Origin of the sequence: Brenneria salicis ATCC 15712 = DSM 30166 (assembly GCF_003315515.1) — a bacterium.
In the GTDB taxonomy this organism is placed as follows: domain Bacteria; phylum Pseudomonadota; class Gammaproteobacteria; order Enterobacterales; family Enterobacteriaceae; genus Brenneria; species Brenneria salicis.
Genome location: NZ_QNRY01000042.1, coordinates 15360 through 30995, shown reverse-complemented (window position 1 = coordinate 30995; position 15636 = coordinate 15360). Strand labels below are relative to the sequence as shown.

Annotated in this window: 13 protein-coding genes and 3 pseudogenes; 8 read left to right on the top strand and 8 right to left on the bottom strand. The window is 51.3% G+C overall.

All coding sequences use genetic code 11. The annotated features are described in order from the left end of the window. Together DES54_RS14995 and DES54_RS14990 are read left to right on the top strand one after the other, a co-directional pair. Positions 1-203 (top strand): annotated as a pseudogene (locus tag DES54_RS14995) (IS630 family transposase); the annotation flags it as partial. A gap of 129 nt (positions 204-332) precedes the next feature. Further along, a pseudogene (locus DES54_RS14990) lies at positions 333-831 on the top strand (phenolic acid decarboxylase). 67 nt (positions 832-898) lie between these two features. On the opposite strand, the pseudogene DES54_RS18960 reads toward DES54_RS14990, so the two are convergent. Further along, positions 899-988: pseudogene (locus DES54_RS18960) on the bottom strand (hypothetical protein); the annotation flags it as partial. Positions 989-1635: 647 nt separating this feature from the next. Here DES54_RS18960 and acuI point away from each other — a divergent pair. The 3 genes from acuI (at position 1636) to DES54_RS14975 (ending at position 6345) form a co-directional block, all read left to right on the top strand. Then, entirely contained in the window at positions 1636-2613 is a 978-nt protein-coding gene (gene acuI / locus DES54_RS14985; protein ID WP_113868739.1) for an acrylyl-CoA reductase (NADPH), read from the top strand. Positions 2614-2945: 332 nt separating this feature from the next. Beyond that, positions 2946-5141, top strand: a complete 2196-nt coding sequence (gene katG, locus DES54_RS14980) for a catalase/peroxidase HPI (protein ID WP_113868737.1) — start codon at positions 2946-2948, stop codon at positions 5139-5141. 472 nt (positions 5142-5613) lie between these two features. Beyond that, positions 5614-6345: a helix-turn-helix transcriptional regulator gene (locus tag DES54_RS14975; RefSeq protein ID WP_113868735.1), complete on the top strand. Its 732-nt coding sequence runs from the start codon at positions 5614-5616 to the stop codon at positions 6343-6345. 237 nt (positions 6346-6582) lie between these two features. On the opposite strand, the gene DES54_RS14970 is transcribed toward DES54_RS14975, so the two are convergent. From DES54_RS14970 to DES54_RS14940, 7 genes are all read right to left on the bottom strand, one after another. Next, on the bottom strand, positions 6583-7104 hold the full coding sequence (locus tag DES54_RS14970) for a VOC family protein (protein ID WP_240635025.1): 522 nt from the start codon (positions 7102-7104) through the stop codon (positions 6583-6585). A gap of 154 nt (positions 7105-7258) precedes the next feature. Beyond that, the gene (locus DES54_RS14965) at positions 7259-7564 is read right to left on the bottom strand and encodes a hypothetical protein (RefSeq protein WP_113868733.1); all 306 of its coding nucleotides are present in this window, start codon (positions 7562-7564) and stop codon (positions 7259-7261) included. A gap of 15 nt (positions 7565-7579) precedes the next feature. Next, positions 7580-8845: a PTS sugar transporter subunit IIC gene (locus tag DES54_RS14960; RefSeq protein WP_113868731.1), complete on the bottom strand. Its 1266-nt coding sequence runs from the start codon at positions 8843-8845 to the stop codon at positions 7580-7582. Positions 8846-8893: 48 nt separating this feature from the next. After that, on the bottom strand, positions 8894-9193 hold the full coding sequence (locus DES54_RS14955; RefSeq protein WP_113868729.1) for a PTS sugar transporter subunit IIB: 300 nt from the start codon (positions 9191-9193) through the stop codon (positions 8894-8896). A gap of 156 nt (positions 9194-9349) precedes the next feature. Next, positions 9350-9793, bottom strand: coding sequence for a PTS sugar transporter subunit IIA (locus DES54_RS14950; protein ID WP_113868727.1), 444 nt, complete (start codon positions 9791-9793; stop codon positions 9350-9352). Between the two features lie 280 nt (positions 9794-10073). After that, on the bottom strand, positions 10074-10643 hold the full coding sequence (locus tag DES54_RS14945; RefSeq protein ID WP_113868725.1) for a P-loop nucleotide/nucleoside kinase family protein: 570 nt from the start codon (positions 10641-10643) through the stop codon (positions 10074-10076). Beyond that, positions 10636-11580 (bottom strand): tagatose-bisphosphate aldolase, encoded by a 945-nt coding sequence (locus tag DES54_RS14940; protein WP_113868723.1) that lies wholly within the window; start codon positions 11578-11580, stop codon positions 10636-10638. Before DES54_RS14940 ends, DES54_RS14945 begins: the two co-directional genes overlap by 8 nt. Before the next feature lie 236 nt (positions 11581-11816). Between DES54_RS14940 and DES54_RS14935 the strand changes: the two genes are divergently transcribed. The 3 genes from DES54_RS14935 to DES54_RS14925 all read left to right on the top strand — a co-directional run bounded on the left by DES54_RS14935 (position 11817) and on the right by DES54_RS14925 (position 15635). Then, complete coding sequence (locus tag DES54_RS14935) at positions 11817-12719, top strand: sugar-binding transcriptional regulator (protein WP_113868743.1); 903 nt, start codon at positions 11817-11819, stop codon at positions 12717-12719. A 39-nt stretch (positions 12720-12758) separates the two neighbouring features. Continuing rightward, a complete protein-coding gene (locus DES54_RS14930; protein WP_113868720.1) occupies positions 12759-14015 on the top strand; it encodes an MDR family MFS transporter in 1257 nt (418 codons plus the stop codon). A gap of 156 nt (positions 14016-14171) precedes the next feature. Beyond that, a complete protein-coding gene (locus DES54_RS14925) occupies positions 14172-15635 on the top strand; it encodes an AMP nucleosidase (protein ID WP_113868718.1) in 1464 nt (487 codons plus the stop codon). Position 15636 lies beyond the last annotated feature (1 nt).

Genomic DNA, 15636 nt, shown 5'->3' with positions numbered 1-15636 from the left:
AGAATCCGAAGTTTCGTGTTATTTATCAGCCGGTTTACTCGCCCTGGGTAAATCATGTTGAACGGCTGTGGCAGGCGCTGCACGAAACGATAACCGGAAACCTCCAGTGCCGCTCAATGTGGCAGTTACTGAAAAAAGTGCGTCACTTTATGAATACTGTCAGCCCATTCCCCGGTGGGAATCATGGGTTGGTAAAAATGTAGCGATATTAGGATCAGTTATTTAGATTGTTTTTATCTAAAATCAGCATTTTTTTATCAATTTTATGGAGTGTAATCTTCTTCTCATCGAAACAATCGTTTCGTCACGACGCAAAATTAAGGAGAATCACGATGAGAAACTTTGATAAACATGACCTGAGCGGGTTCGTAGGCAAACACGTTGTCTATACTTACGACAATGGCTGGAACTATGAACTCTATGTGAAAAACGCTGGATTACCGAATCCATAGCGGCATCGTCGGCAACCGTTGGGTGAAAGATCAGCGAGCTTACATCGTGCGTGTCGCCTCAGAAGTATACAAAATTTCATGGACAGAACCGACTGGCACCGATGTCAGCCTGATCGTAAACCTGGGCGATAACGTATTCCACGGCACTATTTTCTTCCCGCGCTGGATAATCAATAATCCTGAAAAAACCGTGTGCTTTCAGAACGACCATATTCCGCTGATGAATTCTTACCGTGATGCAGGCCCAGCCTATCCGACCGAAGTGATCGATGAATTTGCCGCCATCACCTTCGTGCGTGACTGCGGTACGGACAACGACACCGTGATTAACTGCGCCGCCAGTGAACTGCCAGCCAACTTCCCTGATAATCTGCGTTAATGCGAGAAATCCGGTTGCGGCGGAATCATCGCCATGTTGCCTTTGTAGCAAAAGGACTAGGCGACCGGGTAGCCAAATGAAGCGTGTCGCCAAAAAGTCTATTGATGATGAGCATCGGCAGTACCATACTCCAGCGGGAATGCAACCAGCCAAAATCCTATGGCGACCTGTTTTATCAGAAATCATCCACGGACCAGCGGGAATACCGTCGGACATGGGAATGTTAAGCGGTTTAATAAAACCTTCGGCTGCGTCAAATGCAGTTTCGATACACGCATTTTCTAATGCATTCATAATTAATTATAAAAATTAATGTATCATACCTGCTTACATAGCCGCATCCTTCCAGACACGAACGATAAAAACCATTCATAGCAGTTTCCGCTGATTACATGTTTTATATTAATGATTTATAGAATATTAGAAGACAGGTGATAATAATCATTTACTCCCCCTCCAACATTCTTCTACTGATTAATCAACAGAAAAACTAATTTTTTTTAACAAGAAATTGGTAAATCCCACATGGTGATGTCCCTTCTTGCTTACCAGGCTGATTGGACGTAGGCTTTTCATATACCATTGGATTTTTCTGATAAATCCAACGGGATACGGGCGGGAGAAGCGCATCGCTCACTGTGTGGGAAGTCGCTGCAATACGCCGCTAAATTTTTCCTTTCAGTTGAGTCACTTGCTCCGTTTTGAGCCTTTTTCTGCAAAGGATCTATAAAAACTACAATAACCGCAAAAAAACCCGTTTGTTCGGGAGGCACATTCAAATTCGTTTGACGAGGAAAGTCACGTATGAAAGCACTTGTTCTGGAACAAAAAGACCATCAGATATTAGCGGAAGTAAAAGAGGTTACCCTGCCTGCACTGACCGAAGGCGATGTGCTGGTGGATATCGATTGGTCCGGCCTCAATTACAAAGACGCGCTGGCTATTACAGGAAATGGGAAAATCGTCCGTCAGTTTCCGATGGTGCCCGGCATCGATTTTTCAGGGCGTGTCAGCCAAAGTCATGATCCCCGCTTCTCGCCAGGGCAGAGCGTGATCCTGACGGGATGGGGCGTTGGCGAAAACCATTGGGGTGGCCTTGCTGAGCAGGCGTGCGTGAAAGGTGACTGGCTGGTGCCAATGCCTGAAAACCTCAGCGCACGCAACGCGATGATCATTGGCACGGCAGGTTTTACCGCCATGTTGTGTGTGATGGCGCTGGAAGAGGCTGGCATCACGCCGCAAAGCGGCAGTGTGGTGGTCACCGGCGCCAGCGGCGGCGTCGGCAGCACGGCGGTCGCGTTACTGAAAGTTCTGGGGTATACGGTTGCCGCGGTAACCGGTCGTGAAACCACCCATGATTATCTAAAACAGCTTGGCGCCGACGAGATCCTGTCGCGCGAAGCGTTTGCCGACACCCGTCCGCTTGAGAAACAACGATGGGCCGGCGCCGTGGATACCCTGGGCGGCAACGTGCTGGCCAAAATACTCGCGCAGATGAATTATGGCGGTTGCGTCGCGGCTTGCGGTTTAGCCGGTGGCTATGATCTCCCCACCACCGTGATGCCTTTCATTTTGCGCAACGTGCGTCTACAGGGCATTGATTCGGTATTGCTTCCTACACCCCGTCGCGCTGACGTATGGCGTCGTTTAGCGCAAGTCCTGCCTGAAAGCTTCTATCAGCAGGCGGCAAGAGAAATCAAACTGGAAGATGCGGCGATTATCGCCACTGATTTGTTAAATAATAAAATATGTGGCCGAACGTTGGTGAAAATCAGTCATTAACACCTGCGCCCAGTACGCGTCGTTGTACCGGGCGATAGAGACGTTTTTTTTCACTTAAAACTATCAATAGCCATAATATGAAAGCCATTGACTATCACAATATTCATTTAATTCGCTTTTATCTATCTCCCCATTCTGGCTAAGATGTCTAGCGATTTCACCTGATGAGGTTTATGTCCAGACGATGGCGACGTGAACATTATCCGATGAAATTCAGTGTATTATGATAATAATGAGCACATTCTCCATACGAGCAATCTCATGTCGTCAGGTCAACGCCCAGGCATCAGACAAGCCGGGTGGATGGACACACGAGCAAAGGAACAGAACACATGACAACTGAAAGCAAATGCCCATTTTCGGGCGGTGGCAGTAAAAGGACGACCAACAGCGGCACCTCAAACAAAGACTGGTGGCCGAATCAACTGAATCTGAAAGTTCTGCACCAACATTCTTCCCTGTCCGACCCAATGGATAAAGACTTCGACTACGCCGACGCTTTCAAAAGTCTCGATTTAGCCGCCGTTAAACAAGATCTCCATGCCCTGATGACCGATTTACAAGACTGGTGGCCTGCGGACTTCGGCCACTACGGTCCGCTATTCATTCGTATGGCCTGGCACAGCGCGGGAACCTACCGTATGGGCGATGGACGCGGCGGCGCTGGCGCTGGTCAACAGCGTTTCGCTCCGCTCAATAGCTGGCCCGACAACGTCAACCTGGACAAAGCGCGACGCTTGCTGTGGCCGATTAAACAGAAATATGGCCGCAAAATTTCATGGGCCGATCTAATGATCCTGACCGGCAACGTCGCACTGGAATCAATGGGATTCAAAACCTTCGGTTTTGCCGGTGGACGCCCGGACGTATGGGAACCGGAAGAAGATGTCTACTGGGGATCCGAAACCTCCTGGTTAGGCGGCGACAAACGTTACACCGGCGAACGGGACCTCGAAAACCCGCTGGCGGCGGTGCAGATGGGGTTGATCTACGTGAACCCGGAAGGGCCGAACGGTAACCCGGACCCGCTGGCCTCCGCCAAAGATATTCGTGAAACATTCAGCCGCATGGCGATGAACGATGAAGAAACCGTGGCGCTGATTGCCGGTGGTCACACCTTCGGTAAAACCCACGGCGCGGGCGATGCGGCGCTGGTCGGAGCGGAACCGGAGGCCGCCGGGATTGAAGAACAAGGGCTGGGCTGGAAAAGCGGTTTCGGCAGCGGTAAAGGCGGCGATACCATCTCCAGCGGTCTGGAAGTCACCTGGTCGCAAACGCCGACCCGCTGGAGTAACTACTTTTTCGAGAACCTGTTCAGTTTCGAATGGGAACTGACCAGAAGTCCCGCCGGCGCCCATCAATGGCAGCCGAAAGACGGCGCGGGTGCGGGAGAAATGCCGGACGCGCACGATCCGTCCAAGCGTCATGTGCCAACCATGCTGACCTCGGACCTCGCTTTGCGCGTTGATCCGATCTACGAAAAAATTTCGCGCCGCTTCTACGAGAATCCAAATGAATTTGCCGACGCCTTCGCCCGCGCATGGTTCAAGCTGACGCACCGTGACATGGGACCGCACGCCCGTTATCTCGGCCCGGAAGTCCCGGCTGAAGCGTTGATTTGGCAGGACCCGATCCCCGCCGTTGATCATGAATTGATTAATGACCAGGATATCGCCGATCTTAAAGGCAAAATTCTGGCCGCTGGTTTGTCTGTCTCGCAACTGGTATCAACAGCCTGGGCATCGGCCTCAACCTTCCGTGGTTCCGACAAGCGAGGCGGCGCCAACGGCGCGCGTATCCGTCTGGCCCCGCAGAAAGACTGGGAAGCGAATCAGCCTGAACAACTGGCGCAGGTGCTGACTACGCTTGAAGACATTCAGGACACGTTTAACCGCGCTCAGTTCGGCAATAAAAAAGTGTCGTTGGCTGACCTGATCGTACTGGCAGGTTGCACGGGTGTTGAACAGGCGGCGAAAAACGCCGGTCATCCGGTCACTGTGCCGTTCGCGCCCGGTCGGATGGACGCCTCACTGGAACAGACCGATGTAGCGTCATTCGATGTGTTGGAACCGATTGCCGATGGTTTCCGCAACTATCTCAAAGGACGTTACAGCGTCGCCGCCGAAGCGTTGCTGGTGGACAAGGCGCAATTACTTACCTTGAGCGCGCCGGAAATGACGGTACTGTTAGGCGGCATGCGTGTGCTTGACACCAATGTCGGCCACACACAGCACGGCGCGTTCACCCAACGTCCTCAGACGCTGACCAATGATTTCTTCGTGAATCTGCTTGATATGGGGACAACGTGGAAAGCGGTGGACAACAACGGCGTATTTGAAGGACGCGATCGCGTGACCGGGGAACTCAAGTGGACGGCTACGCGCGTCGATCTGATCTTCGGTTCGCATTCTCAATTGCGCGCGTTGGCCGAAGTCTACGGCAGTGCGGATGCGCAGGCGAGTTTTGTACAAGATTTTGTCGCTGTCTGGACCAAAGTCATGAACCTCGACCGTTTCGACCTCGCATGATCGAACAGCGTCATTGCTGACGCAGAGGTACTGAAATGCTCCGTCCCGGTTATTCGGGTCGGGGCATTTTTTTGCGCTTAGCAAATATCATTTCATGCCGTCAGACACCATAATGCCACATCAGCACCAATGAATAGAGAACGAATAAGGACCAGTGCTGTTGACAATATAATGAATAGATAACTATTATTCTCAAAATAGATAGGAGAGTGACATAATCATCCCCACGAGGGGGATGCTATGATTAAGAAAAGATTTCCCTGGATTGGCGCTTAACGTTATGTCAGAGCCATTAAAACGAAATATCAGACGTTATATTTTTATGTACTCGCTTAGCGTACTACGCTATCTTAGATAGCGAATTATAAGGGATAGCAGGAAGCAACAGTAGTTAGACTTTGGTATAGGTTTTCTATCCTACTTTTATCCTCATCTCCCTTACCCACATTCATGAAAAATTTTGAGGCTGTTAATGTCCTTTTTTGTTACTGAAAACGAAATCATCACTACTACAATCAAAAACTACCTCAATCGAAAGTTAAAGAGCTATGGCGTTCTGAAATATGCTTACATGGTGATGAGCAAAAAGAATCCCTCACAGGTGGTTATTATTTCCAACTACCCGCAGGAATGGGTAGAAACTTACAAAGAAAACAATTATCAGCATATCGATCCGGTCATTTTGACAGCGATAAACAAAGTCTCACCTTTTTCCTGGGATGATAATCTGGTCATCAATTCTAAATTGAGATTCTCAAAGATTTTTAATCTTTCCAGAGAGTACAATATTGTTAACGGCTACACGTTTGTACTTCATGACCATCTGCAAAATCTGGTCGCGCTGTCGATTATGATCGAAGAGGAGGAAAGTAGCGACATTGAAAAAACCCTCGAAAATAATAAAGATAAAATACAGATGCTGCTTATCTCGATTCATGAAAAATTCATCTCACTTTATAAGGAAGTTAGCCAAAATAATAACAAACTGGGTGACAAAGAAATATTTTCCCGTCGGGAAAATGAAATTCTGTATTGGGCCAGCATGGGTAAAACCTATCCTGAAATTGCAATGATTTTAGATATAAAAATAAGTACGGTAAAATTCCACATCGGCAATGTGGTAAAAAAATTGGGCGTTTTAAATGCCAAGCATGCTATACGGCTTGGCGTCGAGCTACAGTTGATTAAACCGCTTCCTGTATAAATTAAACAAATTGATATTCTCCATCGCCGACGAAAATACTCTCCTGTCTTAACGCTGAATTATCAGTCTGTAACTGAATTGATACCAAACGATTTTCTTTTCCATACTGGAAAATAAATCGTTGGTCGCCAATCAGCAAATGGGATGGTTGTTCGCTGTTCGATAAATTAAATATCTGCCGCCAATGTTCGGCGACCTGTTGAGGCTGTTTGACGTTGAATAACGCCGACTGAACCGTCACGCGGCCCGCAGGATGCGGCTGATCAAGACCGCGCTGCCGGAGTAACTGCAAACGCTCGGCATCGGCATTACCCCACTGAACGATAAGAGATAAACCACCCCTTGATAATCACCGACAATAGTGAATATGCGCCATTCAATGAGATTGCCTTGCGTATCATGGCGTTTGCCCGTAATGATGGGAGAAAGGGCAAGCTCGTGCTGCTTAAGCGCCGCATAGCTGGCATCAATGTCGTCACTGCGTAGTACAATCCGATGCAATATTTGCTGCTGTGGCAAAAAGGTCTGCGCATCCTGCGTCAGGGAAAACCTTTCCCGCGCCGCCGCAAGCTCATCGGCATCACGGATGCCGAGAAATTCAATATAGGTCAGGCCGAAATAACTCAGTGCGTTATGGGTTCCCCATCCTGGATGAGAACCGCCGTGAAAAGCCACCAGTTGGCGATCGCTAAATGCCGTTATCGCCTCATCCAGATTATTCACATAGTGAACCGCATGATCCCACAGTAAATTTGCCACGCTAAATCCTCGCATATTCCTACATCCAGCGATCCAGCCGTATCGACTACCGTCGGGCCAGACAACCGGCCAGGCCGCGAAAAACCCAGCCATCGGATAAATTCATGGCTGGGCAGACCACGCATACTAAAGTACATCCTAGTATTTATTTCCATCAGAAACCATAGCGAATCGCATCCTTGCTTTGCTGCATCAAGTCGTCAATTTTTTGCGCATAGAGCTCGGCGCCGTCGCTATCGCCAGCCTGAACACATGCACGGCGGCGGAGATTATAGGCTTTCATTAACTGTGCTTGAGCAAAGCCGGGCTTGCCGTAGCATTCCATGCTCTTTTCCCAACAACGAATGGCATTCTCCACATCATGTTGTTCAAAAAACGTTTTACCAAGTTCATTCAATGCCTTAGAACAGGCCTGAGCAGGCAGGCCCTGTTGCAGAATGTCGTCTATTGCCGTACTCATGCAGTCCCCTTGGTGTTAGTTGAAGAAATTGAGAAGGTAGCCAAACACCAGCCCGACGCCAATCACATCTGAATCACTGAAGGTGACGTTCTCCAAACCGAACTGACCCAGCAGCGGCAACAATAGCGCGGGCAGCAACGTAATAAACAAACCGTGGAAAACCCCGCCGATGATAGCCCCGCGCCGCCCGCCAACCGCATTGGCGAAGATGCCTGCCGTCCCGCCGGCAAAGAAGTTCGTCAGCATACCCGGCAATATCATTGCCAGCCCGACCGCCGGGAACAGAAACATGCCAATCACCGCACCCACGGTGGTGGCGATAAATCCGATAATCACGGCATTCGGCGCATAGGGAAACAGCACCGGACAGTCAAGCGCCGGCACCGCATTCGGCACAATGCGCAGGGCAATGCCGCGGAACGCCGGAACAATCTCCGCCAGCAGTAGCCGCACCCCGGCCAGCAATACATACACGCCAACTACAAACTGGATCGACTGGATAAAGGCATACACCAGATAGTTGACGCCATTCGAGTAGGCGGCCACCACATCCGGCCCGGCAGCCACCGCTGGAATGAGGTAGATGGGGATCATGACCACCATCATCGACAGATAGGTATCTTGCAGAAAGGAGAACGCCTGCGGCAATTCCAGATCTTCCGTGCTTTTACTGGCATCGCCGGTAACCCTGGCAACGCTGGCCTGCACGATATAGCCGATGGTACAAAAGTGTCCCAGCGCGATATCATCGCTACCGGTAATCTTGCGGACGATGGGTTGCGCCATCGCGGGCATTAGCACTGCCATCAGACCGGCTATCACGCCGCCAAGAAGAATTAATTCCGTGCCACGCACCCCCCCCATATAACCGATCACCGAACACACCGTCGCCATCCACAACGACGCCTGACCGGTTAAAAAGATATATTTAAAAGACGTAAAACGGGCAATAACGATATTTACCACAAAGGCGATCACCATAATTAACGCGGTTTCTCTGCCCAGCGTTTTTTGCGCAATACCGGCAATCGCCCCCACATCGGTAACGATGCCGCGCATGTTAAACCCTTGCTGAAAAATTTCACCCAGGAATGTCAGCGTTGCTACAATAATATTGGCCCCGGCGAGCAAAACCAAAAAACCTAATAACGTTTTCAACGTGCCCGTAACAACCTTTCCTGGACTTTTTTTCAGTGCAATCAAGCCAATCATAGCGATTAATGACACTAATATAGAGGCCTGACCAAGTACGTCATAGACAATAAAATTAAGGAAAGACATAACAATCCCCCTGTTCTATTTCACAGTAATCGGGTAAATTCAGAAAAATTAAATAATATAACCTTTTTCTTTCAATACTGGCTCAAGCTTTATTTTTATTTCGTTTTTATCTACCAACCGCCGCAGATAAATAATGGTGGCATCAATTGTATAATGTTGAAATTGTGATCGGAAATTTTCGCCGGTAAAAATAATATCGGCGCGGGAAGATGTCGCGCTGGATATATCACAATGCGACAATTCCGCTTCAACACCCAGATCTTTCAGGGCTGACTCAATACTCATCTCACAGGCAAAGCTACTGCCTAGCCCGGCCCCGCATACCGCAAGAATCGATAATTTTTTCATCAGTATTTCCTTCGTTGATCATAAGTTGATCATATTCAGATTTAGTGCCACGACCACCTGCTGCGGCTCTTCCCGATTATTCTTGGTAACCCGTTGTCAGGCGATGCCCGCCGCCGGTTGGCAATCATGATTATTCTTTTCATTGCGTCTCACTCTTCAAAATTGGCGAATAATTTCAAGAACCTTATGTTTATCAGTGGTTTTTTTTAACTGATTAATCATATCATCCTCACAAAATAGTTTTGCAAGACTGGCGATCATTTCAATATGTGAATGGCTGTCAATGGCGGCCAGCGCAAACACGATATAGACCGGATCATTGTCAGGACTGCCGAAACTTACGCCTTCTGTAATAATCATCAATGAAAGCGCGGTTTTAATTACCCCATCTTCAGGTCGGGAGTGAGGCATGGCGATGCCTTCCGCCAATACATAATAAGGACCGATTTCCTCATGCATCGCATAAATAGCATCAAGATAACGTGATTCAACCGCCCCACTCTCAATCATTGGCTGAACGGCTAATGCAACCGCCTGTCGCCAGTCATTAACGCGGGTAAATAGCTGAAGGTTATTTTCATTAATCCAGTCAGTTAACATAATCATCCTATGCAGAATAAATGGGTTAATTTAATATATTCGTCATCCTTCAAGTTACCGATGCGTCTTCTGCACTCAGTTACCCGAATTTTTTAGAGTATATACTTTCTGGATAGCCTTAAAACACGACCAGGTTTAATTATTTGGTTCTAATCCATTTTTATAAAAACATTATTAAGGATTAATCTAATAAAAAGAGCAAAGCTGATTATTAAAATTAATCGGTTTATGTGATCCCTGATGACTGTTTCAGATAATTCCATTTTTTAGATACATTTTATTATGTCGGTTTTTCAGATAACACCGTCTGCGCCCAATTGGTTATTTCCCCCATTTCAAGCGGACTCGCCTGGTCAACAATCAGTAGCGGTCCCAATTCCATTGGTTGCGCCACCTTCGCCAGTTCGATCAGTTCAGGAAGATATTCGGCACCGGGATGCCCGGCCAGGCGATATGCCAGACGCGCCTCATAACGTGCTGCCGCCAGTTCTCCAGCGATCTGACACCATACTTCGGCAAGCCGTGTCACCCCGGAGTCCGCCAGATAAGCCGTAAGACGTTCTCTCGACTGAAAACCAAACCAGGCGTCAATGATAAAGGTATTTCCCGGCGGCGCACTGGCCACGACAGACCAGATGGCCTGATAACTTGCGATTCCGAGCAAGCGGTTAAATGGGCGGTCTACCCCGTCCAGATGCTGCAAAAAAGGATTTTTAATATCATCCAGTGACAGGATAGGCCAGCCCGTGGCGACTGCCAGCGCCGTGGCGACGCGGCTTTTCCCTGACGCCGGAATGCCGTTAACCAGTACGACGCGTTTCCCGGCCAGTGCGACAGCGTGTTCAGGCATGATCCATCTGCTCCTTTATGTTGTGCTCACCCGGCTGAGCACCTTGAAAATATTGGCCAATCACCGCCTGAATTTCCTTGAGACGCGGCACCGCCAGCGTTTGCAGCTTTTCACGGGTGACGGCGCGATCGAGCGAAATACAATCTTTCCACAACGCGCGGCCCGCGATAACGCCTGATGCCCCGTTTTGCATCGCATCCGCCACCTGCTTTAAAAACGTACCATGATCGACCCCGGCAGAGAGTACCGCCCACGGCACATCACCGACAAGTTTAGTGATCGCCGCGCATGCCTGCGCCGATCCCGGATAAGGGATTTTGAGCACCTTCGCCCCACACGCCAGCGCGATTTTCGTCCCTTCGTAGATCAGCGACGGGATTTTATTCTTGTATTCCTCTTCCGTTTCACCTTCAAGCTGATAAGTCAGGAACTCGACCACCAGCAGCAGATCTTCACGGGCAAAGTCTGCAATGCACTGACGCAACTTCGCAATATTGTGTGTATTGGCTTGCTCATGGTCGGCACGTAAATACACCATGATTTTACCGCCATTGCCGCCAAGTTCACGCACGCGCCGCGCATTGATTCCGTCCACCAGCCGGGAATGACGATAACCCGCTTCCGTGGTATCCCAACCAGAAGCGTCCAGCCCAATCAATAACGCGGTATCGCGCGCAATGACGCCGTCATCCACCAATTCCGGCACCGCACAGACCGGATCAACCAATACGCAGGAACCCTGGCTGGCGAGATAGCGGGTAATATCCGCTTTGATTTCTCCCAGTTGGCGTTCGGTGATATTAGCTTGTTGATCGGGGTTGGAAGAGAGCAAACTACGCATTGCGCCGCGTTGATCGCAGGCAATAACCAACATGGCGCCGTTGCTGCCACAGATTTGCTGATAACCACGACGTTCGGATGTGGACATGTGTGACATTGAATTCTCCTTGGTATGGATTTTCGTCGAGTGGGAAAGCGTAGCAATACCCGGTGTAATCACCCTCAACATCCTGTCCTGTCTGGGTTTTTCACCAAGCGTACCGATTGCAATTTGATGGTTGTTGCGCAATAATTCTCCAATTGACGAATTGAGTGTAATACATTGCAGAAAGGAATTTCAAGCTGAAAGAAAATCTTTTACCCGATATTGCGACGACGCGCGCAATGATGCATATGGTGGCAAAGTTGCATTACCAGTCAGATATGGCTCAGGTTGATATCGCTAAAAAACTGGGTGTCTCCACCGCCACCATTTCGCGCCTGCTGAATAAGGCGCGTGCGGCAGGGATTGTACGTATTGAAGTCATTGAATTAACCTCTCCGGAGGAGATCACCGCTGACCTGATCCAACATCTGGGGTTGAAAACCGCCGCCGTCGTGGAATCCCCGCCGACTAATGTATTGGGCGCACTGGCGACCCCGCTTGCCGGTTTATTACAGCAGGCCAATCTTTCTGCGGGCGCGATTATCGGTATTGGCTGGGGCCGTGCGGTCAGAGAAGTGACGCTGGCAGGCATGCCGCGTTTGCCCGGCGTGCTCACCGTGGCGCTGAATGGGGGAATGCAGCAGGCCGCCGCGCATTTTCAGATTAATGAATTTGTTCGCCAGGCCGCGGAGCAGATGGGAGGAACGCCCTATTTTCTCCACGCGCCCTACATCTCGTCCACCGAGTTGCGCGAGGCATTCCTGTGCGATCCCAGCGTCCAGCAGATCGCTTCTCTGTGGGATAAGCTGGATGTCGCCATCGTGGGGGTTGGTCTGACGCACGCGCCCAGTCCGTCGGAAACCACCACCGCCACGCCTGATGAGCGGGCATTGAGTCAGGCGGCGGGTGATGTCATACGTCATTATTTCACTGAATCAGGTAAAATCCTGCACTGGGCAGGCGAAGACTGCATGATCGCGGCGACGCCCGCACAACTTCGCCGGACGCCGCTGAGCATTGGCGTTGCCGCCGCCCCGGAAAAAGCGGCCGGGATTATTGGCGCGGCCAAATCAGGCATGATCAATGCGCTGGTGACCGATATTAAAACGGCGCAGGCTATTCTCGACCATTTATTAGTTCATAACGGTTAAATGCGTAACTGAGCCCCATAGGTTAACGGATAACTTTTTATGTCAGACCAGACCCTCGAACATTCGGCCCCCCTCTATCCGCCGTTATTGCTTGGCAGTCAGTTGGTTTTCAATATCGGCTTTTACGCCGTGGTTCCTTTTCTGGCTATCTTCCTGCGTGACGATATGTTGCTGTCCGGTTGGGCGATCGGTCTGGTCATCGGTCTGCGCACCTTTTCGCAACAAGGCATGTTTTTGCTCGGCGGCGCGCTGGCGGATCGCTTTGGCGCACGCAGCCTGATTTTATGCGGCTGCGTGGTGCGCATCATCGGCTATCTGCTGCTGGCGTTGGGCGGTTCCCTGTGGCCGATTATTCTCGGCGCCTGTCTGACCGGTGTCGGCGGCGCGCTGTTTTCGCCCGCCATTGAAGCGCTGATGGCGCAAGCCGGCACACAGAGTGAGAAAGAAGGCAAACGCAGCCGCTCGGAATGGTTCGCCCTGTTCGCCATTTGCGGCGAGTTGGGTGCGGTACTTGGGCCGTTGCTGGGTTCGCTGCTGGCCGGATATGGTTTTCAGCAGGTCGCGCTGGCGGGGGCCGGCGTGTTTCTGCTGGCGCTATTCATCCTGTTCTTCAATCTGCCCGCCACCTCCCGTCAATCAGCTTCCGCGCTACAGATTGCTCCCTGGTGGCAGACATTCCGGCAGCTCCGGCAGCGGCGCTTTGTGGCGTTTATCATCGCCTACAGCGCCTATTTATTCAGCTACAACCAACTCTATCTGGCCCTGCCTGTCGAACTGCGCCGTGCCGGAGGTAATGAACATGATCTCGGCCCGCTGTTTGTACTGGCGTCCATTCTGGTGATTTGTCTGCAATTGCCGCTGGCGCGCTTTGCCCGCCGTCATGGTGCCACCCGCATGTTACCGTTAGGATTTACGCTGCTGGCGTCAGCTTTCGGCAGCGTGGCCCTGTTCGCGCAGGTTGCCCCGCCGGATGGCTGGCAGCGCCTGTTGCCTGCCGTGTCGCTGATCACGTTGCTAACGTTGGGACAGATGTTGATTGTTCCCGTCGGCATGGATCTCATTCCCCGCTTCGCCAACAACCACAATCTGGGCGCGCATTACGGCGCGTTGGCGTCAATGGGCGGGTTGGCGGTGCTGGTCGGCAATTTTCTGCTGGGCGGACAGCTGGATCGCGCGCTGACGCCCTCTCCGCAGGCCGCAATCCCCTGGCTGCTGCTGGCGGCGGTGCCATTGTGCAGCGCGCTGGCAATGACGCTGATTTGTCGTCCGTTCGCGTCTTCTACTACGCAGCGGTAACGGGGAAAGCCAGATGGACGGACACACTTCATTTATACATTTCCTATACTTCTCTTTTATTGAGCATTTACCCCGATCTTCGGTTAGTCTGCCGGGTAACCAAATCAATGGGTTTACGGCGACGCCACGAGAGAATAAATGTACGCAGGAAAGAATATGCATAACAGCGGCCCCGGAGGAAGCCTCACCGTAACACAGGCACTTGATAAACTGGAAGCGTTGTACGACCAGGCGGTTTCTTCCCTGCGCGATGCCATTGGGGAGTTCATCCGTGACGGCAAATTGCCCGATGAGCAAGCCCGCGCAGCAGGCTTGTTCGCTTACCCCGAACTGCGCGTTAAATGGGACGGCGGCGCCACTACGCATCCACGGCACCGCGCCTATGGCCGCTTCACCCATGCCGGCTGCTACTCAACGACCATTACCCGCCCGCAGTTCTTCCGCCAGTATTTGACCGAACAGTTAACCCTGCTGGCAAGCGACTACGCCACCCACATTGAAGTGCGGCCCTCGCAGCAGGAGATCCCGTTTCCTTATGTACTGGATGGCTCCGACCTGATACTCGACCGCTCGATGAGCGCCGGTATCGCCAACTATTTTCCGACCACCGAACTGTCGAAAATCGGGGATGAGACGGCTGATGGCCTGTTTCATGCCACCACCACCACCTCGCCGCTATCGCACTTCGACGCCCTGAGAACCGATTTCTCGCTGGCGCGCCTGCGTCACTATACCGGCACGCCGACAGAACATGTTCAGCCCTTCATCCTTTTCACCAACTACACGCGCTATGTGGATGAGTTTGTCCGCTGGGCCTGTGGTCAGATTGCCGACCCGGACAGCCCGTATGAAGCATTGTCCTGCGCTGGCGGCATCTACATCACCGCACCGACGTCAAACCCTGAACAGACGGTGTCCGATCTGGCCTGGAAAAATCATCAGATGCCCGCCTACCATCTGATCTCCCGTCACGGCAAGGGCATCACGCTAGTGAATATCGGCGTCGGCCCCTCCAATGCTAAAACCATTTGCGATCACCTCGCGGTGCTGCGTCCTCATGCCTGGTTGATGATTGGGCATTGTGGCGGTCTGCGGGAAAGTCAGTCGATTGGCGATTATGTATTGGCGCACGCTTATCTGCGTGACGACCACGTACTAGACGCCGTGCTGCCGCCTGATATTCCCATCCCCAGCATCGCCGAGGTTCAACGCGCGCTGTATGACGCCACCAAAATGGTGAGTGGTATGCCGGGCGAACAGGTCAAACAGCGGTTGCGCACCGGCACGGTGGTGACAACCGATGACCGTAACTGGGAGTTGCGCTATGCCGCTTCCGCCTTGCGTTTTAACCTCAGCCGCGCGGTGGCGGTGGATATGGAAAGCGCCACCATCGCCGCCCAGGGCTATCGTTTCCGGGTCCCGTATGGCACGCTGCTGTGCGTTTCCGATAAGCCGTTGCATGGTGAGATTAAATTGCCCGGTCAGGCCAACCGTTTCTATGAAGGGGCGATTTCAGAACATCTGCAAATCGGTATTTGCACGATTGATTTGCTGCGTGCGGAAGCCGACCAATTGCACTCGCGCAAATTACGCACATTCAACGAGCCGCCATTCCGTTAAT

Coding starts and splice junctions, on each gene's coding strand:
- acuI (WP_113868739.1), top strand. CDS start 1,636: ATGAAAGCACTTGTTCTGGAACAAAAAGACCATCAGATATTAGCGGAA.
- katG (WP_113868737.1), top strand. CDS start 2,946: ATGACAACTGAAAGCAAATGCCCATTTTCGGGCGGTGGCAGTAAAAGG.
- DES54_RS14975 (WP_113868735.1), top strand. CDS start 5,614: ATGTCCTTTTTTGTTACTGAAAACGAAATCATCACTACTACAATCAAA.
- DES54_RS14965 (WP_113868733.1), bottom strand. CDS start 7,564: ATGAGTACGGCAATAGACGACATTCTGCAACAGGGCCTGCCTGCTCAG.
- DES54_RS14960 (WP_113868731.1), bottom strand. CDS start 8,845: ATGTCTTTCCTTAATTTTATTGTCTATGACGTACTTGGTCAGGCCTCT.
- DES54_RS14955 (WP_113868729.1), bottom strand. CDS start 9,193: ATGAAAAAATTATCGATTCTTGCGGTATGCGGGGCCGGGCTAGGCAGT.
- DES54_RS14950 (WP_113868727.1), bottom strand. CDS start 9,793: ATGTTAACTGACTGGATTAATGAAAATAACCTTCAGCTATTTACCCGC.
- DES54_RS14945 (WP_113868725.1), bottom strand. CDS start 10,643: ATGCCTGAACACGCTGTCGCACTGGCCGGGAAACGCGTCGTACTGGTT.
- DES54_RS14940 (WP_113868723.1), bottom strand. CDS start 11,580: ATGTCACACATGTCCACATCCGAACGTCGTGGTTATCAGCAAATCTGT.
- DES54_RS14935 (WP_113868743.1), top strand. CDS start 11,817: ATGGTGGCAAAGTTGCATTACCAGTCAGATATGGCTCAGGTTGATATC.
- DES54_RS14930 (WP_113868720.1), top strand. CDS start 12,759: ATGTCAGACCAGACCCTCGAACATTCGGCCCCCCTCTATCCGCCGTTA.
- DES54_RS14925 (WP_113868718.1), top strand. CDS start 14,172: ATGCATAACAGCGGCCCCGGAGGAAGCCTCACCGTAACACAGGCACTT.